The 20,730-nt window shown below is 65.9% G+C and carries 20 protein-coding genes; 12 read left to right on the top strand and 8 right to left on the bottom strand.

Annotated features, from left to right (window positions below; genetic code table 11):
- Window positions 1-154: 154 nt before the first annotated feature.
- The 5 genes from xthA to LOY42_RS14520 all read left to right on the top strand — a co-directional run bounded on the left by xthA (window position 155) and on the right by LOY42_RS14520 (window position 7,577).
- On the top strand, window positions 155-967 hold the full coding sequence (gene xthA, locus LOY42_RS14500; protein WP_102682351.1) for an exodeoxyribonuclease III: 813 nt from the start codon (window positions 155-157) through the stop codon (window positions 965-967).
- 137 nt (window positions 968-1,104) lie between these two features.
- Entirely contained in the window at window positions 1,105-1,983 is an 879-nt protein-coding gene (locus LOY42_RS14505) for a formylglycine-generating enzyme family protein (RefSeq protein ID WP_139670904.1), read from the top strand.
- A 119-nt stretch (window positions 1,984-2,102) separates the two neighbouring features.
- Entirely contained in the window at window positions 2,103-3,767 is a 1,665-nt protein-coding gene (locus tag LOY42_RS14510; protein ID WP_258598039.1) for a cyclic peptide export ABC transporter, read from the top strand.
- A gap of 227 nt (window positions 3,768-3,994) precedes the next feature.
- Window positions 3,995-6,439 carry a TonB-dependent receptor gene (locus LOY42_RS14515; protein WP_198754546.1) on the top strand — a complete coding sequence of 815 codons (2,445 nt, stop codon included), beginning with the start codon at window positions 3,995-3,997 and terminating at the stop codon, window positions 6,437-6,439.
- 130 nt (window positions 6,440-6,569) lie between these two features.
- Entirely contained in the window at window positions 6,570-7,577 is a 1,008-nt protein-coding gene (locus LOY42_RS14520; protein WP_258598041.1) for a GlxA family transcriptional regulator, read from the top strand.
- Window positions 7,578-7,680: 103 nt separating this feature from the next.
- Here LOY42_RS14520 and LOY42_RS14525 read toward each other — a convergent pair whose 3' ends face one another.
- Both LOY42_RS14525 and LOY42_RS14530 read right to left on the bottom strand, forming a co-directional pair.
- Window positions 7,681-8,196, bottom strand: a complete 516-nt coding sequence (locus tag LOY42_RS14525) for a thioredoxin family protein (protein WP_139671364.1) — start codon at window positions 8,194-8,196, stop codon at window positions 7,681-7,683.
- Window positions 8,197-8,215: 19 nt separating this feature from the next.
- Window positions 8,216-8,491 carry a DUF2790 domain-containing protein gene (locus LOY42_RS14530; protein ID WP_139670899.1) on the bottom strand — a complete coding sequence of 92 codons (276 nt, stop codon included), beginning with the start codon at window positions 8,489-8,491 and terminating at the stop codon, window positions 8,216-8,218.
- Window positions 8,492-8,710: 219 nt separating this feature from the next.
- Between LOY42_RS14530 and LOY42_RS14535 the strand changes: the two genes are divergently transcribed.
- From LOY42_RS14535 to LOY42_RS14555, 5 genes are all read left to right on the top strand, one after another.
- On the top strand, window positions 8,711-9,451 hold the full coding sequence (locus LOY42_RS14535; protein WP_046855862.1) for a response regulator: 741 nt from the start codon (window positions 8,711-8,713) through the stop codon (window positions 9,449-9,451).
- On the top strand, window positions 9,448-10,734 hold the full coding sequence (locus LOY42_RS14540) for a HAMP domain-containing sensor histidine kinase (protein WP_046855863.1): 1,287 nt from the start codon (window positions 9,448-9,450) through the stop codon (window positions 10,732-10,734). Before LOY42_RS14535 ends, LOY42_RS14540 begins: the two co-directional genes overlap by 4 nt.
- 142 nt (window positions 10,735-10,876) lie before the next feature.
- Window positions 10,877-11,575 (top strand): AzlC family ABC transporter permease, encoded by a 699-nt coding sequence (locus LOY42_RS14545; protein WP_258598044.1) that lies wholly within the window; start codon window positions 10,877-10,879, stop codon window positions 11,573-11,575.
- A complete protein-coding gene (locus LOY42_RS14550) occupies window positions 11,572-11,886 on the top strand; it encodes an AzlD domain-containing protein (protein WP_102685400.1) in 315 nt (104 codons plus the stop codon). Before LOY42_RS14545 ends, LOY42_RS14550 begins: the two co-directional genes overlap by 4 nt.
- Window positions 11,883-12,719 (top strand): AraC family transcriptional regulator, encoded by an 837-nt coding sequence (locus LOY42_RS14555; RefSeq protein WP_258598046.1) that lies wholly within the window; start codon window positions 11,883-11,885, stop codon window positions 12,717-12,719. The genes LOY42_RS14550 and LOY42_RS14555 overlap by 4 nt, the downstream gene beginning before the upstream one ends.
- On the opposite strand, the gene LOY42_RS14560 is transcribed toward LOY42_RS14555, so the two are convergent.
- Window positions 12,706-13,485 (bottom strand): helix-turn-helix domain-containing protein, encoded by a 780-nt coding sequence (locus LOY42_RS14560; RefSeq protein ID WP_258598048.1) that lies wholly within the window; start codon window positions 13,483-13,485, stop codon window positions 12,706-12,708. The two genes, LOY42_RS14555 and LOY42_RS14560, sit on opposite strands and share 14 nt — an antisense overlap.
- 103 nt (window positions 13,486-13,588) lie before the next feature.
- Here LOY42_RS14560 and LOY42_RS14565 point away from each other — a divergent pair, with 103 nt between their 5' ends.
- Together LOY42_RS14565 and LOY42_RS14570 are read left to right on the top strand one after the other, a co-directional pair.
- Window positions 13,589-14,722: an MFS transporter gene (locus LOY42_RS14565; RefSeq protein WP_139670892.1), complete on the top strand. Its 1,134-nt coding sequence runs from the start codon at window positions 13,589-13,591 to the stop codon at window positions 14,720-14,722.
- 54 nt (window positions 14,723-14,776) lie between these two features.
- The gene (locus tag LOY42_RS14570) at window positions 14,777-15,004 is read left to right on the top strand and encodes a hypothetical protein (protein WP_023630605.1); all 228 of its coding nucleotides are present in this window, start codon (window positions 14,777-14,779) and stop codon (window positions 15,002-15,004) included.
- Window positions 15,005-15,113: 109 nt separating this feature from the next.
- Here the strand turns inward: LOY42_RS14570 and LOY42_RS14575 are convergent, their stop codons facing one another.
- From LOY42_RS14575 to LOY42_RS14595, 5 genes are all read right to left on the bottom strand, one after another.
- Entirely contained in the window at window positions 15,114-15,596 is a 483-nt protein-coding gene (locus LOY42_RS14575; RefSeq protein ID WP_038705971.1) for a copper chaperone PCu(A)C, read from the bottom strand.
- Window positions 15,597-16,205, bottom strand: coding sequence for an SCO family protein (locus tag LOY42_RS14580; protein WP_031315095.1), 609 nt, complete (start codon window positions 16,203-16,205; stop codon window positions 15,597-15,599).
- 295 nt (window positions 16,206-16,500) lie between these two features.
- Complete coding sequence (gene nfuA, locus LOY42_RS14585) at window positions 16,501-17,085, bottom strand: Fe-S biogenesis protein NfuA (RefSeq protein ID WP_023630602.1); 585 nt, start codon at window positions 17,083-17,085, stop codon at window positions 16,501-16,503.
- 57 nt (window positions 17,086-17,142) lie between these two features.
- Entirely contained in the window at window positions 17,143-18,177 is a 1,035-nt protein-coding gene (locus tag LOY42_RS14590; RefSeq protein WP_139670890.1) for an acyltransferase, read from the bottom strand.
- 189 nt (window positions 18,178-18,366) lie between these two features.
- Window positions 18,367-20,667, bottom strand: a complete 2,301-nt coding sequence (locus LOY42_RS14595; RefSeq protein WP_102684609.1) for a fatty acid cis/trans isomerase — start codon at window positions 20,665-20,667, stop codon at window positions 18,367-18,369.
- Between the last annotated feature and the right edge of the window lie 63 nt (window positions 20,668-20,730).

Raw genomic sequence — 20,730 nt, forward strand, 5'->3', positions numbered from 1 at the left:
TCCTCCTGGAATGGGCGTACAGGGCCTTGGAGCCAGATTCCGGCGCTGGGTTCACCTCCTCCAGCACGTTAGCAGCGCCCGCAGCGCGGCGCCATGCTGGCCGTGGCCGGCGATGTCGGCTAGCATCCGTGGCTTTTACCAGGATCGTCTTTCCATGAAGATCGTCTCGTTCAACATCAACGGCCTGCGCGCCCGCCCGCACCAGCTGGCGGCGCTGATCGACAAACACCAGCCGGACGTGATCGGCCTGCAGGAAACCAAGGTCAGCGACGATCAGTTCCCGTTGGCCGACGTCGAGGCACTCGGCTACCACGTGCACTACCACGGCCAGAAGGGCCACTATGGCGTCGCCCTGCTCTCGCGGGAAAAACCGCTGTCACTGTCCAAGGGCTTCGCCAGTGACGAGGAGGACGCCCAGCGCCGCTTCATCTGGGGCACCTTCGCCGATGCCGACGGCACGCCGATCACCATCATGAACGGCTACTTCCCCCAAGGTGAAAGCCGCGACCACCCCACCAAGTTCCCGGCCAAGCAGCGCTTCTACAGCGACCTGCAGGCCCTGCTCGAGGGGCAGTTCAAGAACGACCAGCCTGTTGTGGTAATGGGCGACCTGAACATCTCGCCCCAGGACTGCGACATCGGTATCGGCCCGGACAACGCCAAGCGCTGGCTGAAGACCGGCAAGTGCAGCTTCCTGCCCGAAGAGCGCGAGTGGATGGAGCGTCTCAAGGGCTGGGGCCTGGTCGACAGCTTCCGCCACCTGTACCCGGACGTGGCCGACCGCTTCAGCTGGTTCGACTACCGCAGCCGCGGTTTCGAGGACGAGCCCAAGCGCGGCCTGCGCATCGACCTGATCATGGCCTCCCATGGGCTGCTGCCGCGGGTCAGGGCCGCCGGGGTCGACTATGAGCTGCGGGGGATGGAAAAGCCTTCGGACCATGCGCCGATCTGGCTTGAGTTGGGCTGATTGCGTACGGGCTGCGCGATTACAGGCGCAGCCCTACCACACCTGGATACAAATCCCCCTTAAACATCGCCTCGTTCAGTTCGTCCAACAGCACGAACTCCCGCTGTCTGCCCAGCAACCCTGAACAAGGCTTCCCCATGACCGCACCCCTGAACCGCCTCACCCTGGCCGCCCTGCTGGTCGCCTGCAGCCTGCCGGCCCTGGCCGCGGCGCCCGCGCACAAACCCGGCAGCGTGTTCCGCGACTGCGCCAAGACCTGCCCGGAAATGGTGGTGCTGCCCGCCGGCAGCTTCATGATGGGCACCCCGGATGACGAAAAGGGCCGCCAGGACGACGAAGGCCCGCTGCACCAGGTAACGTTCAAGAAGGCCTTTGCCGTCAGCCAGTACCAGATCACCAACGGGGAGTGGAAGGCCTACCTCAAGGCCACCGGTTACAAGGTCCCCAACGGCGATACCCGTCCGGGCCGCGAGTGCATCGCCGGCGTGCCGCGCTACCAGCAGGGCGACCGCCAGCCCGCCGTGTGCCTGAACTTCCACGAAGCCGAGGCCTATGCCAGCTGGCTGTCGAAGAAGACCGGCAAGGTCTACAAGGTGCTCAGCGAGTCCCAGCGCGAGTACGCCGTGCGCGGCGGCAGCACCGGGCCGTTCCCCTTCCCGCTCGATGACAACGACGAACAGAAGTACCAGATCTCCAAGCACGCCAACACCTACGGCCCTACCGACGGCTTCTCCTTCACCTCGCCGGTCGGCAGCTTCCCGCCCAATGCCTTCGGCATCTATGACGGCCACGGCAACGTCTACGAGTGGACCCGCGACTGCTACGTCGACAGCTACGCCAACGCCCCCACCGACGGCAGCTCGCAGACGAAAAGCAGCGAATGCGAGGATCGTCGGGTGATCCGCGGCAACGACTACACCGAGGCGCCGATCTTCTCGCGCTCGGGCAACCGCAACGAGCGCAGCTCCACCCTGCGCGGCGACTGGATCGGTTTCCGCGTCGCCCGCGAGCTGTAGGCCCTGCCCCGCCCCGGCGCCCTCGGCGCCGGGCGACTAAATCCGCGCAAAACCCTCTCGTCTACCAAGATCAGGACCTGCTCCTGCCCGGCGCCAACGAATACTCACGAGATGCCCCCATGACGCTCAAGACACCCAGCCTCGCCCAGGAAACCCTGCGCATACTCAAGCCGTTCTGGATGCTGGTCGCGCTTTCGGCGGCCCTTGGCGTGGTCAGCGGCCTGAGCGTCACCGCCCTGCTGGCCACCATCAACAGTGCGATGAATGCCGCCGGCGGGCCGGACACCCATACCGCCCTGCTGTTCGGCGGCCTGTGCGTGCTGACCCTGGCCTGCTCCACCGGCTCGAACTTGCTGACCAACTACGTGGGCCAGAAGGTGGTGGCGCGGCTGCGCCGCGAATTGTCCGCCAAGGTGCTGGTGGCGCCGATCGCGCAACTGGAGCGCTACCGTGCCCACCGCCTGATCCCGGTGCTGCTAAACGATGTCAGCACCATCAGCGCCTTCGCCCTGTCCGTGGCGCCGATGGTCATCGCCTTCACCGTCACCCTCGGCTGCCTGGCCTACCTGGCGCTGCTGTCCTGGCAGATCCTGCTGATCACCGCCCTGACCGTGGTGATCGGCACCGGCGCGCAGTTCCTCGCCCACCGCTTCGGCATGAAGAACATCCTCACCGCTCGCAACGGCGAGGACGAGCTGCAGAAGCACTACCAGGCTCTCTCCGGCGGCGCCAAAGAGCTGCGCATCCAGCGCAAGCGCCGCCAGCACATGCATGACCAGCTGATCCACGGCGCCACCGAGCGCATCTGCAAGGCCAACATCCGCGCGGCGAACATCTTCGTCAGCGCCGAGACCTTCGGTTCGATGCTGTTCTTCGCCGTCATCGGCGTCGCCATCGCCTTCCAGGCGCTGTGGCCGAGCACCGATCGCACCGTGCTAGGCGGCTTCGTACTGGTGATGCTGTACATGAAGGGGCCGTTGGAGCAATTGATCACCAACCTGCCGAGCATCAGCCGCGCGCAGATCGCCCTGCGCCGCATCGCCGAGCTGTCGGCGCGCTTCTCGTCGCCCGAGCCGCACCTGCTGGTGAGCGATCGTGCCCCGGCCGTGTCCAGCGTCGAGTCCATCGAGCTGCGCCAACTGCGCTACGACTACCCGCAGGTCGAGGGCAGCCAGCCGTTCCACCTGGGGCCGGTGAACCTGAGCATCCGCCAAGGCGATATTGTCTTCATCGTCGGCGAGAACGGCTGCGGCAAAACCACCCTGATCAAGCTGCTGCTGGGCCTGTACAGCCCGCAACAGGGCGAAGTGCGGCTCAATGGCGAAACGGTCACCCCGCAGCGCCTGGACGACTACCGCCAGCTGTTCACCACCATTTTCGCCGACTACTACCTGTTCGACGAGCCGCTGCCCGACCAGGCCGAGCTGCCGCCCGAGGCCGGCAAGTACCTCGAGCGCCTGGATATCGCCCACAAAGTGAGCATCCGCGACGGCAGTTTCACCACCACCGACCTGTCCACCGGCCAGCGCAAGCGCCTGGCGCTGATCAATGCCTGGCTCGACCAGCGCCCGGTGCTGGTGTTCGATGAATGGGCCGCCGACCAGGACCCGGCCTTCCGCCGCGTGTTCTACACCGAGCTGTTGCCGGAACTGAAACAGCAAGGCAAGACCATCATCGTCATCTCCCACGACGACCGTTATTTCGCGGTGGCCGACCAACTGGTGCGCATGCACGGCGGCCAGATCGTCGTCGAGCGCAACCAGGAACCCGCCCTGCCCGCCTGACCCCGCCTCACGGGCGGTGGTCCTCGCCACCGCCCGCACGTTGTAAATTCCCCGCCGCTCCGCTCGTTCCCCTATAGCCGCACGCTGAATCACTCCTGCCTACAGGGAAGTCACAGGTCAGGCCCCTGCCAACCGAAAATATTTTTCCGGTTTTGGCATGCGCATGCGTCCTACTCGCAACGGAATAATTTTCATTTACTTTGCGTACCTTGAGCCAGAGCATAAAAATGCCACTACCAGCCAACACACTGACCCCTTTGAGCAAGGCGCTGATGCTGCGCCGGATGCTGCGCTCCTCGCCGGCCATGGCCACCCTCGGCCTCGCCCTGTCCCTGCCGCTCGCCGCCCAGGTGCAAGCCCAGGAGCAGGATTTCGACATCCCGGCACAATCGCTGAGCAGCGCGCTGCAAGAGCTGGGTCGCCAGGGCAACCTGCAGGTGCTGTTCAGCCCGGAAACCGTACAGGGCCTGCGCAGCAGCCCGGTCAAGGGCCGCTTCTCGCCAACCCAGGCAGCTGGGGAGCTGCTGAAGAACAGCGGGATTCGCTACAGCGTGCAGGACAACACCCTGATCATCAGCGGCGCGGCTGAATCCGGCTCGGCCATGACCCTGGACGCCACCACCATCAATGGCCAGGTGCTGGGTGCCACCACCGAAGGAAGCAACTCCTACACCACCGGCGCGGTGACCATCGGCAAGACCGCGCAATCGCTGCGCGAGACCCCACAGTCGGTCACCGTGGTCACGCGCAAGCTGATGGACGACAAGAACCTGGTCTCGCTGGACCAGGTGATGGCCCAGACCACCGGTATCACCCGCGCCAACCGCGGCTATGGCAACCACCACTTCAGCTCCCGTGGCTTCGACCTCACCGACGAAAGCTACATGGTCGACGGCGTGCCCGGCCAGGCCTACGCCTACACCGGCTGGATGACCCCGGACATGGCGATCTTCGACCGCGTCGAAGTGCTGCGCGGCGCCTCCGGCCTGCTGGTGGGCGCGGGCAACCCGGGCGGCGCGGTGAACCTGGTGCGCAAGCGCCCGACCGCCGACCCGCGTTTTTCCGTCATCACCCGCGCCGGCTCCTGGGACAACTACCGCCTGGACCTGGATGCCAGCGGCCGCCTCAACCCCCAGGGCACCCTGCGCGGACGCATGGTCGCCTCCTATGAGGACCGTGGCTACTTCACCGATGTCACCAAGTCCAAGCGGCCGCTGCTGTACGGTATCGTCGAGGCCGACCTCAACGATGCCACCACCGTCGCTGTCGGACTGCGCCGCCAGACCTCGCGCATCGACGGCTACAGCGTGCTGGGTATCCCCAACAACCCCGACGGCAGCAACCCGCACCTGAAGCGCTCGACCTACCTCGGGCAGGACTGGACCAAGTTGCAGACCAACATGGACGAGGTGTTCGCCGACCTCACCCATCGATTCAACGACAACTGGACCGGCAAGCTGGCGCTGTCTCACTCCGAAGGCGGTTACAACCGCAGCGCCATCGAGTGGGGCGTGAATGACACGCTGGAGTACGGCGCCCCAGGTGGTCCAGTGGTCAAGGACGTCAGCTATCACAAGTTCGATGTCACCTCCAACGCCGTCGACGGCCACTTGGATGGCACCTTCGAAGCGTTTGGCCTGACTCACCAGCTCACCCTGGGTGCCAACTGGTCCAAGCGCAAGATGAACGACAAGGACGCCACGGAGTTCTTGCCCACCCCTATTCCTCTCGATGTGTTTGATCCCAGCCACAGCAATATTCCTGAGCTGGCGCGCCAGGGATGGGACTCCAAGAACGACACCATCGACACCCGCTACGGCACCTACCTGAGCGCCCGCCTGCACGCCACCGAAGACCTGAGCTTCGTCCTCGGTGGTCGCCTGAGCTGGTACAAGAACGAAGCCTGGAACGGTCCGAAGGTGACCACCAGCCGGCAGGACGAGGAATTCACACCCTTCGTCGGTGCGATCTACGACCTGAACGACCAGTGGTCCTGGTACGCCAGCTACGCCGACATCTTCCTGCCGCAGTCCAACTACCGCACCGTCAGCGGCAGCGTGCTCGACCCGTCGATCGGTTCGAACTACGAGACCGGGATCAAGGGCGAGCTGTTCGACAAACGCCTGAACGTGTCCTTCGCAGTCTTCTACATCGAGCAGGAAGACGTGGCCCAACAGGACGCCGCCAACCGTGGCAAGTGCCCGACCGATCCGGCCGGCCGCTGCTGGGTCAACGGCGACGGCATCAACCGCAGCAAGGGCTTCGAAGCCGAGGCCACCGGCGAACTGCTGCCAGGCCTGCAAGTGGCGGCTGGCTACACCTACAACACCACCAGCTCCTCCGAAGGTGGCCCGATCTCGGCGCAGACCCCGAAACACATGGTGCGCGTGAACACCAACTACACCTTCCCGGGCGAGTGGAACCGTCTGAGCGTCGGTGGTGGCGTTTCGGCGCAGAACTCCTACGTCGATGCCTACAACGAGGCGTACAACAGCGGCCGGGCGATCTTCGACGCGCGTGCCGCCTACAAGCTCGACGAGCACTGGACCGTGGGCGTGGACGTCGAGAACCTGTTCGACCGCAAGTACTTCGACTCGATGGGCTACTGGACTCGCGGCACCACCTACGGTACTCCGCGTAGCTACATGTTCACCCTGCGCGGCGACTTCTAACCCCCGCGCGGCAGAGACCGGCGCCCTCTCTCAAGAGGGCGCTGTGTTTTCAGCGGCATCCAACGCCCTGTTGTCTTTCCCCCCGCCCCACCGCACACTCGACTCCGCCAGCCAGGAAGCGGAGTCCGCAGTGCCCACGCCACGCCAATTCAGCAAGAAGACCAGCACCAGCAACATGCTGCGGCTCAAGTCCGGAGACGCCGGCAACCAGCGCCCCTATCGCGTCGACTTCGTCCTGCTCGAACACTTCTCCATGGCCAGCTTCACCGTGGCGATGGACGTGCTGGTCACCGCCAACCTGCTGCGCGCCGACAGCTTCACCTCCACCCCGCTGTCACTGGGCGGTGATCGCGTGCTCAGCGACCTGGGCCTGGAACTGATCGCCAGCCCGCTCGATCCCCGCAGCCTGGAGGACCTCGACCTGTTGGTGGTGTGCGGCGGCCTGCGCACGCCATTGAAGTACCCTGACCTCGACCGCCTGCTGGGCGATTGCGCCAGCCACGGCATGACCCTCGGCGGGCTGTGGAACGGCGCCTGGTTCCTCGGCCGGGCCGGAGTGCTCGACGACTACGGCTGCAGCGTACACCCCGAGCAGCGCGCCAGCCTGGCCGAGATCAGCCCACAGACGCGCATCACCCCGGCCAGCTTCACCCTGGACCGCGATCGCCTGAGCGCCGCCAGCCCCAATGGCGCAATGGAGCTGATGCTCGGCCTGGTACGGCGCCTGTACGGCGATGCCCTGGCCGAAGGCGTGGAAGAGATCCTGTCGTTCTCCGGCGCACGCTATCGCCAGGTCGGACCCGGGGCGAAGAAGTCCATGAGCCTGCACCTGCGCACCATCGTCGAACTGATGGAGAACAACCTCGAGGAAACCCTGAGCCTCGACCAGCTGGCCGCCTACTCCGGGCGCTCGCGGCGGCAGATCGACCGTTTGTTCCAGGCCCAGCTGGGGACCTCGCCCAGGCGCTACTACATGGAACTGCGCATCACCAAGAGCCGGCGGCTATTACAGTATTCGGACCTGTCGGTGATGGAGGTGGCGGTGGCCTGCGGCTTCGTTTCGGTATCGCATTTCAGCAAGTGCTATGCGGCGTACTTCGGCTATCCGCCGTCGCGGGAGCAGCGGCTCGGCGAATGATGCTGCCTGGGCGGGCCATATCGCGGGGCAAGCCCGCGCAGGTTGCTAGACGGCGGTCGTGGGAGCGGGCTTGCCCCGCGATAGGGCCGGAACGGACAACGGATCAGCCCTGCTCATCGAGCAATGCCTGGATCACCCGCTCCTGCCCCGCATAATCGCCTTCGCCAAAGTGTACATGGCGCACCTGCCCCTTGCGGTCGACGAAGTAGTGTGCAGGCCAGAACTGGTTGCCCCAGGCGTTCCAGATCCGGTAGCCGTTATCCACCGCCACCGGATAGGCGATGCCCAGTTGCTGCACCTGCGCCCGAACACTGTCAATGTCATGCTCGTAGTCGTACTCCGGCGTGTGCACCCCGACCACCACCAGCCCCTGCGCGCTGTAGCGCCGCGCCCAGTCGTTGACATGCGGCAGGCTGCGCCGGCAGTTGATGCAGTCGTAGGTCCAGAAATCCACCAGCACCACCTTGCCCTTCAGGGCCGGGCCGTCCAGCGGCGGCGAGTTGAGCCACTGCTCGGCCCCGGCCAGCGAAGGCATGGGGCCATAGCTGTCGCGGGCCAGCAGGTGGCCGGCCAGGCCCAGCCCGAGCAGGGCCAGGGCCACGCCGCCGGCCTTGAGCAGGCGGCGCTTGCCGCGCGCCTCAGTTGTCATGGCAGCCACTGGTGGCGTAGGAGCGGTACTCGACGCTCTGCGGCTTGCCCTGGGAGTCGAGGTAGTCCATGCGGGTGTTGACCACGCCGCAGGTGTCACTGCGGTCATCCTTCACTGACAGCACCTTCTTCACATCCAGCTTGTCGCCGTAGCGGTACTGCATCACGCTGGCCTCGTTGAGCGAGGTGCTGCTGGCCTGGGCGGTGATGGCGCCGAGACCGAGGGCGGCGAACAGGGCGGCGCTGGCGAGGGTCTTGATAGTCATGGTGGTTCTCCTGATGCGAGGTCTTGGCATTGGGGAGGCGTCGCTCCCCGGTAGAGCCATTTCACTCCCGCCAGGTATCCCGCTTGTGTCCGCCCAGGCTGTGAAGTGCTTGCTCCTGTATCCACGGCAGCGCCAGATACACTGCAATACAAAGCGTGGCAGGCAAGCCCGGATTCGCTCGGTACACTGCGCCCAACCCTCACCTACAAGGACACCCCGATGGAGCATGTCGATCACATCCTGGTCGTCGACGACGACCGCGAAATCCGCGAACTGGTCGGCAACTACCTGAAGAAGAACGGCCTGCGCACCAGCATCGTCGCCGATGGCCGGCAGATGCGCGCCTTCCTGGAAAACAACACGGTCGACCTGATCGTCCTCGACATCATGATGCCCGGCGACGACGGTCTGCTGCTGTGCCGCGAACTGCGCGCCGGCAAGCACCGCAACACGCCGGTGCTGATGCTGACCGCGCGCAACGACGAGACCGACCGCATCATCGGCCTGGAAATGGGCGCCGACGACTACCTGACCAAGCCGTTCTCCGCCCGCGAGCTGCTGGCGCGGATCAACGCCGTGCTGCGCCGCACGCGCATGCTGCCGCCTAACCTGACCATCAGCGAAAGCGGTCGCCTGATCGCCTTCGGCCCCTGGCGCCTGGACACCACCGCCCGCCACCTGCTCGACAGCGAAGGCACCCTGGTGGCGCTGTCCGGCGCCGAGTACCGCCTGCTGCGGGTATTCCTCGACCATCCGCAGCGAGTGCTCAGCCGTGAACAGCTGCTCAACCTGACCCAGGGCCGCGAGGCGGACATCTTCGACCGCTCCATCGACCTGCTGGTCAGCCGCCTGCGCCAACGCCTGGGCGACGACGCCCGCGAGCCCACCTGCATCAAGACCGTGCGCAGCGAAGGCTATGTGTTTTCGCTGCCGGTGCAGCTGCTGGAGTCACCGGCATGAAGTGGCCACGCACCCTGGCCTCGCGCCTGGCGCTGATCTTCTTCACAGGATTGGTGCTGGCCTATGGCCTGTCATTCAGCCTGCAGGCGTACGAGCGCTATGTCAGCAGCCGCTCGATGATGCTCAGCAACCTGGAGCTGGACGTGTCGACCTCGGTCGCCATCCTCGACCGCCTGCCCGCCGCCGAGCGCCCCGCCTGGCTGTCGCGCCTGGAACGGCGCACCTACCGCTACCGGCTGGACGAGGGGCTGTCCGGCGAGGCCATGCCCAGCGAGAACCCGCCGATGGCCGCCGACTCGATCGTCAAGGCCATCGGCGACCGCTACCGCCTGACCTTCCAGGAAATCCCCGGCCCCAATGCGCACTTCCAGGCCCACCTGCGCCTGGCCGACGGCGCGCCGCTGACCATCGACGTCACCCCGGCACCGGTACCGGTGGCCACCTGGCTGCCCGTGGTGCTGCTGATTCAGCTGGCGGTGCTGCTGGCCTGCACCTGGCTCGCCGTGCGCCTGGCCATCGGCCCGCTGACCCGGCTGGTCCAGGCCGTGGACGACCTTGACCCGAACAGCCCCGGTCCGTTGCTCGACGAAAGCGGCCCGCGCGAGGTGCGCTACGCCGCCGTGGCCTTCAATGCGCTGCAGGCGCGCATCGCCGCCTACCTCAAGGAGCGCATGCAATTGCTGGCCGCCATCTCCCACGACCTGCAGACGCCAATCACGCGCATGAAGCTGCGGGTCGAGCAGATGGACGACGGGCTGGAGAAGGACAAGCTGTGGCACGACCTCGACGCCATGGAGCACCTGGTGCGCGAGGGCGTGGCCTATGCCCGCAGCATGGACAGCGGCACCGAGGCGCCGTGCCGGGTCAACCTCGACGCCTTCCTCGACAGCCTGGTATTCGACTACCAGGACAGCGGCGCGCAGGTGAATCGCAGCGGCAGCGCCCAGGCCACCCTGGAAACCCGCCCCCACGCCTTGCGCCGGGTGCTGGTGAACCTGGTGGACAATGCGCTGAAGTTCTCCGGTGCCGCGCAGCTGGAAGTCGGCTGCGAGAACGGCGTGACGCTGATCCGCGTGCTCGACGATGGCCCCGGTATCCCCGAGGCGGAACTCGATGACGTGCTCAAGCCGTTCTACCGGGTCGAAAGCTCGCGCAACCGCAGTACCGGCGGCACCGGGCTGGGGCTGGCGATCGCCCAGCAACTGACCCAGGCCATGGGCGGCAGCCTGACCTTGCGCAACCGCGCCGAAGGAGGACTGTGCGCGCAGGTCGAGTTGCGTTGAAGTAAAGGGCAAGCCCGCTGCTCAAGCCTGTGGGCTTGCCCTTTGACGCGGCCAGCAAAGGCGACAACAAAGCAAGATCGTTCAAGCCACCTCCGGCCCCCTCTGGCATGCTTGTCTGCCCTGTCGATTCGTTGCCGCTTCCATGCCCAGCCCACCCCTCGCCCGCCAAGCGTTCCTCCACGGCGCCATCGCCATCCTGCCGCTGTCCGTGGCCGTTGCCCCCTGGGGCCTGCTCGCAGGCAGCATGGCCATCGAAGCCAACCTCAGCGCCTGGCAAGGCCAGGGCCTGTCGGCCATCGTCTTCGCCGGTGCCGCGCAACTGGTGGCCATCGGCATGCTCAAAGGGGGCGCCAACCTGTTCTCGATCCTGCTCACCACCCTGCTGCTGACCTCCCAGCACCTGCTCTACGGGCTGTCGATGCGCCCGGTCCTGTCGGGGCTGCCGACTCGCTGGCGGCTGGGCCTGGGCTTCCTGCTCACCGATGAGTTCTTCGCCCTGACCAGCCACCACGACCAGCAGCAGTTCAACCGCTGGTACGCCCTGGGCGTTGGCCTGACGTTCTATGTGGCGTGGAACCTGTTCACCCTGGCCGGCATTGTCCTCGGCCAGAACATCCCGCACCTGGATCAGTTGGGCCTGGACTTCTCCATCGTCGCCACCTTCGTCGCACTGATCGCGCCGCTGGTGCGCAACCTGCCGACCGTGGTGTGCGTGGCGGTGTCGCTGTTCTGCTCGGTGCTGTTCAGTTACTGGCACTGGGAGACCGCCCTGGTCGCCGCCGGCCTGCTGGGCATGACCGCCGGTTTCGTCTGCCAGAAGTTCTCCGGAGGCCGCCCATGATCTGGCTGCTGATCTTCGCCATGGGCGCGGTGGTGTTCCTCAACCGCTACGCCTTCCTCGAGCCGCGCCTACCCCTGCGCCTGAGCTCCAACGCGCGGCAGTTCCTCGGTTTTGCCGTGCCCGGCATGCTCACCGCGATCTGCGGGCCGATCATCTTCCTGCCCGGGCACCAGCTCGACCTGAGCCCGCTGAACCCCTATCTGCTCGGTTCACTGGTGGCCATCGCCCTGGTGCTGTTGACCCGCAGCGTATTGCTGAGCATGCTGGCGAGCATGCTGATCTTCTTCCTCCTGCGCAGCTGGCTGGCATGACCACGCCCCTGCGCGAACAGGCCCACCTGTGGCAGGCGCCCGCCCTGGGCGATGTCGAGATGCTGCACGCCCGCTATATCCAGCAGCGCTTCGCCCCGCACGTGCACGAAGGCTATGTGTTCACCGTGATCGAGTCCGGCGCCCAGCGCTTCTGGCACCGAGGCAGCGAGCACCTGGCGCCGGTGGGCAGCATGGTGCTGATCAACCCCGACGAGCTGCATACCGGCGCCACCGCCCACGAGGCTGGCTGGCGCTACCGCGGGTTCTACCCCGAGCATGAACGGGTCACCGGCGTGCTCGACGAACTGGAACTGGGCCGCCATGGCCTGCCCCGGTTCAAGGACAGCGTGATCCAGGACCCGGCCCTGGCCGCCACGTTCAGCCACCTGCACCGGCTTTCGGAGTCCTGCGCCAGCGCCCTTGAGCAACAGACAGCCTGGCGCCAGGCCGTGCTGGCCCTGGTGCAGCGCCATGGCCATTGCGCCGAACCCGTCTCCCCCGGCAGCGAGCCGCTGGCCGTGGCCCGCGCCCGCGAGCTGCTGGAGAGCCAGCTGGCCGATCCGCCGTCGCTGGAGGCCTTGGCGGCCGCGGTAAACCTTTCGCCGTTCCACTTCGCCCGGGTATTCCGCCAGGCCACCGGCCTGCCGCCCCATGCCTGGCTCAAGCAGCGCCGCCTGGCACGCGCCCGGGAACTGCTCAAACGCGGCCAAGCCGTCCTCGAAGTCGCCTTTACCCTGGGTTTTGCCGACCAGAGCCATCTGAGCCGGCAGTTCAAGCAGGCCTATGGCGTGCCGCCGGGCGCCTATCGCCAGGCCTGTCTCAATCTGGCGTAGCGGCACGACTCCAGGCGCCCGGCGTCAGCCCGGTCATGCCGCGGAAAAACGCGATGAAGGCGCTGTCGCTGGAGAAGCCCAGCTCATCGGCGATCTCCCCCAGCGGCACGTTCAGCGCCAGGCGCTCGACCGCCCGCAGCAACCGCCACTGCTGGCGCCATTGCTGGTAACTCATCCCGGTGTCGCGACGCAGCAGGCGGCCAATGGTCTTTTCACTGGCCCCGGCTTGCCGCGCCAACTCGCCCAGCGCTGGCGGCAAGCGATCGAGGCCGTCCACCAGGCGCGCCAGGCGTCGGTCGCGCGGCAGCGGCAGCAGCATTGGCTGGCGCTGCGCGCTCTGCAGTTCGGCACGACACAAGCCCAGCAAATGATGATTGGCCCCATGCCGCCAGTCGCTGTCGAAGGGCGCCAGGGCAATCCGCTCGAGCAGTTCGCGCAGCAATGGATTGACGTCGAGGATGGTCACCTGCTCCGGTAGCCCCTGCGCCGCCGTCGCATCCAGGTACACCGAGCGGTAATCCACCGTCTCGCGCATCCGTGCGCGGTGCGCCAGCCCGCCCGGTATCCACGCCGCGCGGCTCGGCGGCAACAGGCACAGCAGCCCCGGCGAGTCGATGCGCACGCAGCCCTGGCGAGTGAACAGCACCTGGCCTCGGACATGCCAGTGGTTGCCGGAATCATGGTCGCCCAGGGCCGAGCAGATGCCGATCACCGGTGCGCAGTGGGCGTCCGGGTCAAAAGCGCTATCGGGTGCGAGCCATGCCATTGCAGCTTGTCCTGTTTCATTGATTTTATGGCCTGATCACGATAATGGATCACGGCTTGCCAACCCTACCATGGGCCTCCGATAAACTGCAGAGGACAAGCCCATGCAAAATCGTTGGTGGCTGGCTTTCACCACTGCCATGCTCATGTTCCCGCAAATAGCCGAAACCCTTTACAGCCCGGCACTCGTATCGCTGGCCGAAGGCTTCGCGGTTTCCGCTGCGGATGCCTCGTTGACCCTGTCGTTGTACTTCGTCGCCTTCGCGGTCGGCGTGCTGTTCTGGGGTCGGTTGTGCGATATCAAGGGCCGGCGGCCGACCATGCTCGCGGGCCTTGCGCTGTACGCCCTGGCGGCGCTGGCGGCACTGCTGGCCAGCGATTTCAGCCAGTTGCTGGCAGCGCGGATGGTCGCCGCTTTCGCCGTCGCGGTCGGTTCGGTGGTGACCCAGACCGCATTGCGCGACCGCTACGACGGCGCGGAACTGGCCCGGGTGTTCTCCCTGATCGGCGCGTGCCTGGCCATCAGCCCCGCACTGGGCATGCTCGGTGGCGGCTGGTTGGATCAGGCGTTCGGCTATCGCGGCGTGCTGGCCGCACAGCTGAGCCTGGCATCGGCATTGCTGGCCTGGGGCTGGCAGGCGATGCCCGAGACCCAGGCCGCCGCGCCCGCACTGACACCGTTGCGCCAGGTGCTGATGCGCCTGCTGGCGGACCGCCGGGTGCTGCTGGCCAGTGCGCTGGTGGCCTTGTTCAATATCGCCGTGTTCGCCTGGTACAGCTTGGCGCCGTTCGTCTTCGAACGCCTGGGTCAGGCACAGTGGATGGGCTATTCGGGCGTGGCCCTGGCCCTCGGCTCGCTGGCTGGCGCGAGGCTCAATGCCCTGCTGCTGGGGCGCGCAGTCGCGGCCGCCACCCTGATGAAGGGTGCCGCGCTGCTGCTCGTGCTCGGCGCGCTGGGCATGACGGCGATCGGTGAATCACCGTGGATCGTCGCGCCAATGGCCCTGGTGATGGTCGCGTTCGCCATGGCCATCCCCTTGCTGCTCGGCTCGGCACTGGTGGCCTACGCCGATTGCCGGGGTACGGCGGCAGCTTTGTTCGGCCTGCTGTATTACCTGCAGATCGGCGCGGGGCTGCTGCTGGTCGGCATGCTGCAGATACTGGCGCCTGGGTTGCTGCTGATCGCGCTCGCCATCTGCGCGCTGAGCCTGGGCTATTTGCGCTATCTGCGCGGCTGACACCGTCGGATCCAGCCGCTGCTACACTCACAAGGCTGAACGGAGGAACCCGCCATGTCCGAACGAGAAATCACCACGCTCCTGTCGCTGATGAGCCAGCGCCAAGCCTGCCTGAGCAGCGCCTGCAAGGAGATCGCCGACTGGATCGACCGCCAGGGCGACGTGCCCGCCGCCGGCAAGATCCGCGCCAGCCTCAAGGCACTCGAGGCCGAAGACGCCCAGGTGCGCAAGACGCTGACCTCGCTGAACATCGAACGGCCGCTGCCCAGATTCCGCAGTTGACCTACAGGCAAGGTTTTGAGGTAGCGCCGGTCAGAAATCAAGCAGGGGGCTGACTTGCAGTCCTTCGGTGGCTTGCCAGCGAAAGGGGCGCCTAGCGCCCCCTACTTGTTCAGTGGTTCATGTGCATATGGTCGTGGCCAGCGCCGGCCTCGGCGTTGAGCGCACGCACCGGAGCCTGCACCTGCAGGGTTTCCTTCGCGCCCTTGGCATCCTCGATGGTCAGGGTCAGCGGCACCTGCTCACCCTCCTTCACCTGCTGGTTCAGGCCCATCAACATCACGTGGAAGCCGTTCGGGTCCAGCTTCACCGCCTTGCCGGCCGGCAACTCCACCGCCTTCACCTCACGCATGCCCATCACGTCGCCGTTCATGGTCATCTCGTGCACCTGCACGGTCTTGGCCACGGGCGAGGCGACGCTGACCAGCTTGCTGTCGCTGCTGGCGGTCAGGGTCATGAAGGCCCCGGTGGCATGCTGGTGCGGCACGCTGGCGCGTACCCAGGCGTCGCTTACGGTGGTCTGGGCCAGGGCCGGCAGGGCCAGGCTCATCAGTGCCAGGGCGGCCAGGCCGCGCTTGATCGGTTGCATCGACATTCAGCAGATCTCCATCAGGGTGACCAGGTCTTCGGCGCATTCCTGGGCGTTCAGGGAATGGCCCAGGCTCAGGCGCAGGGTGCCACGGGTATCGTAGACGTAGCTGGTGGACGAGTGAGAGATGGTGTAGGTATCGCCGGCCGGGACTTTCTCGTAGAACACCTTGAATTCACGGGCCACCGCGTCGATTTCCTCGGGGGTACCGGTCAGGGCGACGATCGACGGGTCGAAGGCCTTGACGTAGGCATCGAGCACCTCGGGGGTGTCGCGCTCCGGGTCCAGGGTGATGAACACCGGCTGGAACAGGTCGCGGTCGCGGCCACGCAGGATCTTGCGGATCTGCGCCACACGCGCCATGGCGGTCGGGCAGACGGCCGGGCACTGGGTGAAGCCGAAGAAGATCATCGGCATCGAGCCGTAGAAGCTCGACAAGGTGCGCTCGTTGCCTTGCGGGTCCTTGAGCTTGAACTTGCGCCCGAGGATCTCGTTGCTCATGTTCTTGCCGTACTTGAAGTCCAGGCCCCTGGCCGGGCTGCAGCCCGCCAACAGGCCAAGCCCCAGTACGCCCATCCCGGCGACAACCGCGCGCCGGGTCAACAGATCATTCATGGAACCATCCTTTACAGGGAAGGTGCCGACCCCTGGGATGGGCCGGCCAGAAAACCGGGGCATTCTGTCACGCCACCCCCGCACCATCCACCCGACATCCGGCTGATCGGGCTGCAGCCCTTTGAATACGGGGCGCGACCGGTTGTCGCAGGGGTTGAATCCGTAACACTTTGTTGCTAAGGATCAATGCACAAAGCCTGAAAAGCATCGCGGGGCAAGCCCGCTCCCACGCCTGGATGCAGCTGCTGCCAGGCGTGGGAGCGGGCTTGCCCCGCGATGGCGTCACCACTGGCGATCAGTAGTACGCGTTTTCCTTCTGGCTGTGGTCAGTCACGTCGCGCACGCCCTTGAGCTCGGGAATACGCTCGAGCAGGGTGCGCTCGATGCCTTCCTTCAGGGTCACGTCGGCCTGGCCGCAACCCTGGCAACCACCGCCGAACTGCAGCACGGCAATGCCGTCGTCGACCACGTCCACCAGGCTCACGGCGCCGCCGTGGCTGGCCAGGCCCGGGTTGATCTCGGTCTGCAGGTAGTAGTTGATGCGCTCGTTGATCGGGCTGTCCTCGTTGACCATCGGCACCTTGGCGTTCGGCGCCTTGATGGTCAGCTGGCCGCCCATGCGGTCGGTGGCGTAGTCGACCAGCGCGTCCTCCAGGAACGGCACGCTGACCGCATCGAGGTAGGCGGTGAAGCTCTTCAGGCCCACCGGCTGGTCGTCGGGCTTCTCCTCGCCCGGCTTGCAGTAGGCAATGCAGGTCTCGGCGTAGGTAGTGCCCGGCTGGGTAATGAAAATACGGATGCCGATGCCAGGCGTGTTCTGCTTGGAGAGCAGATCGGCCAGGTAATCATGGGCGGCGTCGGTAATGGTTATAGCGCTCATGGAAGTTCCTCACAGACTTGCCGGCAGTGTACGCCAACCCGGCCGGGTAACAAAGTCCTAGCATTTGACTCGGGATAGCGCCAACGCCGGTTCCCGCGCCGCACTGGCGGCCAACCAGCCCTTGAGCCGCCAATACAGGCCACGTTCCAGCCATTGGTAGCTGAGCCACGACATTAGTCCGATTGACGGTACGCACAAGGCGAACACCAGGTAAGGGTTCAGGCGCAACCACTCGCTGATGAACAGGCCGCCGTACAGCACCAGCACGTGCACCAGGTACACCGAGTAGGAACAGTCGCCGAGCGCCTTGAGCACCTGGTTGCCCTTGAAGTACGGCTCCAGGGCAATGAACGCCAGCACCACCAGGGCGCTCGGCAGGCCCCAGTGCAACAGGCGCTGCGAAGCGTCGAGATGATAGAGCGCGAACCCTGCAAGGCCGAGCAGGCCCAGCGGCAACCACAGGCCTTCGCGGATCAGCCCGCGGCGGTACAGCACGCCCAGGCCGATGCCCAGCAGGAACTCGTAGACGATGTCGTTGTTGTAGAAGCGGCTGAGCACACCCAGGCGCCCCAGCACTTCGCTTACCAGCAGCAATGCCGCCGTCACCAGCAACAGGTGATGACGCTGGCGCACCAGGAAGGCCAGGCCGAACAGCAGGTAGAAAAACATCTCGAAGTTCAGCGTCCAGCCGACATTGAGCGTCGGATACAACCCGTAGCCACCGGGGTTTTCCGCCGGAATGAACAGCAGCGACAGCAGCAGGTGCTGCCACTCGAACACCTGGTGCGGCATCCAGTGGCTGGCGACCAGCATCAGCACGGCCATCAGCAGGCTGTAGAACCAGTAGGCGGGCACGATGCGCAAGGCACGGTTGAGCAGGAACTGCCCGGGGGCGATGGCCTTGTCGCGGGTTGACAGGTAGATCACCAGGCCACTGATGACGAAGAAGATGTCCACCCCTGCCGCGCCGCGGTCGGCGAGCAGTTGGCCGACGGGGCCCGTGGCGTGGAAGTCGAAGAAGATCTGCATGAAGTGGTGGCAGACCACCACCCAGGCGGCGAATGCCCGGAGTGCCTGAAGCGAATACAGCATGAAATATCCTGTGATCGGCGGTGCATTGAGGCCCGGCGAGCGCTTCGCGCTCGTTTCGCCGGCAAGCCGGCTCCCACAGGGTTCGCGCACTTCTGTGGGAGCCGGCTTGCCGGCGGTGGGCTGCAGAGCAGCCCAGGGCCTACCTACCGATTCCGACCGCAGGATGCCGGGAAAGTCCCGGCCAACCGATCAGAGGTTCTCGTAGCGGTTCATGTCCAGCACCCCTGCCTCCACCGGCTGGGTCTGCTTGATGTAGCTGTTCAGGTCATGGAAGTAGTGCCAGAACTCAGGATGGCTGCGGCGCACGCCCCAGCGCATGACGATGCGTTCGAACTTGTCGGTGTCGTCACGCGCCGCCTCCATGTCTTCGACGAACTCCGGCACATCGGCCGTCGGGATATTGAAGATGAAGTTGGGGTAGCTGCTGAGCACGCCCGGATACAGGGTCAGGGTGTCCAGCCCCGGCTGGTAGCGGTAGGCCTCGCCAAGCAGGAACGCCACGTTGCTGTGGGCGCGGTTGCGCAGCAGGCTGTAGACCTGGCGCTGGCCGCCCTGCCCTTCGATGCGCAGCATGCTCGCCTCGGGCAGTTGGCCGATCACCTTGAGCCCCGCCGCCGGGCGCGACACCAGGCGGCTCAGCGACTGCTCGGCGTCACGGAACTCCGCGGACAGGCCGGGCCGCGAGCAATAGGCGCCCTGGCAGCGGTTGATCGGGTCCGGGGCGGCGTTCAGGCTGCCCGTGCGTTGCAGCAGCTTGAGGCCGAAGTCACGCTTGGGATCGTGCTTGTCCAGTTTCAGCGCGCTCGGAGTGCTGGTGTCGATGTCCTCGTAGTCCATCCACATCTTCACCTTGCCGCTGTTCTGGTACCAGTCGCCGAGGATCTCGCCGCGCTTGCCGGCCGGCATCAGGCGCAGGAAGTTGACCTCGGCGCCGTTGCGGATCAGGTCGAAGTACAACCGCGTCTGCAACTGGTGCGAGACGTTGCCGAACACGTCGAAGTTGACCGCCAGCTGATAGTAGGTGCGCTCGAACAGCGGGTAGTCGAACAGCCACATGGTCAGCGGCACGTCACCGATCAGGCCCTTGGTCACCGAGGCGCTGTCGAAGTGGCGGAAGATGCTCAGCAACGCGTTGTCGTTGCCCGCCCACAGCGTCGACCAGCTTGGCGCCGGCTGTTCGGCATAGGCTTCACGGCGCAGGGCTTCGTACTCGTTGCGCTTGTCGCGGTAGGCGTGCCACAGACTCAGCACGCTGCCCACGTCATCGATCTGCCCTGGCATGGCCAGCAGCGGCGTAGCTTCGCCACGGTACTGGGCGTCGGTGATGTACAGGTCGTGGGCCGGCTCCTGGAACAGCGCCCAGAAATTGTCGCGGATCACGTCGGTGGCGATCTGCCCGCGGCACACCGGGCCACGGATGAAGGTACGGACGAAGTACTCGGCGTTGTCCAGCATGAACTGGTAGCGGGCCACCGCCGGGATCGCCTCGAAGGTCTCGAACGGGTTGGACCGGTGCCGTGGCCCATAGCCCGGCAGTGCGCTGGCGTGCCAGTCGCCGCTGTAGAACAGCTGCTTGACCCGCTTGAGCTTCTGCGGCCCCATCGGGTAGGTGATGTGGGTCTTGTGCACGATCACGCCCTGCACCGGGATCAACCGATAGTAGAAATCGGTGCCCGGCGGGTCGTTGGGGCGGCGGGTGGCGATCAGGTCCACCGGCTGGCCACTCGGCGTGCGCGAGCGCACCCACTGGAAGAAATGGCCCTGCTCGCCGCCGACGAAATGGATGTGCGCGAGGAACAGGTGCTCGTACAGCCAACGGCCGACCAGCGCCTCGGTCGAGCCGGGACGATTGAGCAATTCTTCCCAGTCGGCGATCTGTTTCACCTCTGCCGCGCTGGGCTGGATCGGCGTCTTCTCCACTGGCGCGCCAGCGGCCAGCCAGCGCTGCAGGGTCTGGTACTCCTGGTCGGTCAGGCCGGTGACCGCCAGGGGCATGCCCTCCTTGGGATGGGCGCCGGCATAGGCGTCGAATTCATGCGGCAACGGGCACATGTTGTTGCGGTTAAGCCCCAGCACGATCTCTTCGGGCAGCTTGGCGTTGGGCGTGAGCGGAGTCTTGTGGCCCAGTTCGAGCATGCGCGCCATCAGCGCCGCCTGGCTGCCCTGCTTGTCCAGCACCGAGTAGAAGCCCTGCTTGCGCCAGCCCGCTTCGTCGCGGGCATCGTAGAACAGCCGCGTGGTGGGTACCGCCTGGCTGCGCTCGCCCTGGTAGACCGGCACCTTCGAGGCGCCGCGCTCGGCGCCCTCGGCGCTGCCCAGGTTGAGCTGGCAGGCAGCATCGTTGCAGGCGTGGCAGGCCACGCACTTCTCGGTGAAGATCGGTTGGATATCCCGGGTGTATGAAATCGTAGGGCTCGATTGGGGGGCCTGCCCGAACGCCGCGCCACTGATGAGCAAGGCGAAGGCGCTGGCAAGTATGCGATGCAGCATGTGCCGAATGTCCTGGTTACTTGAAGCCATCACGATGTGCCTGGCGGGTCCTGAGGTGTTGGG

The organism is Pseudomonas sp. B21-023 (assembly GCF_024749165.1).
Taxonomy (GTDB): domain Bacteria; phylum Pseudomonadota; class Gammaproteobacteria; order Pseudomonadales; family Pseudomonadaceae; genus Aquipseudomonas.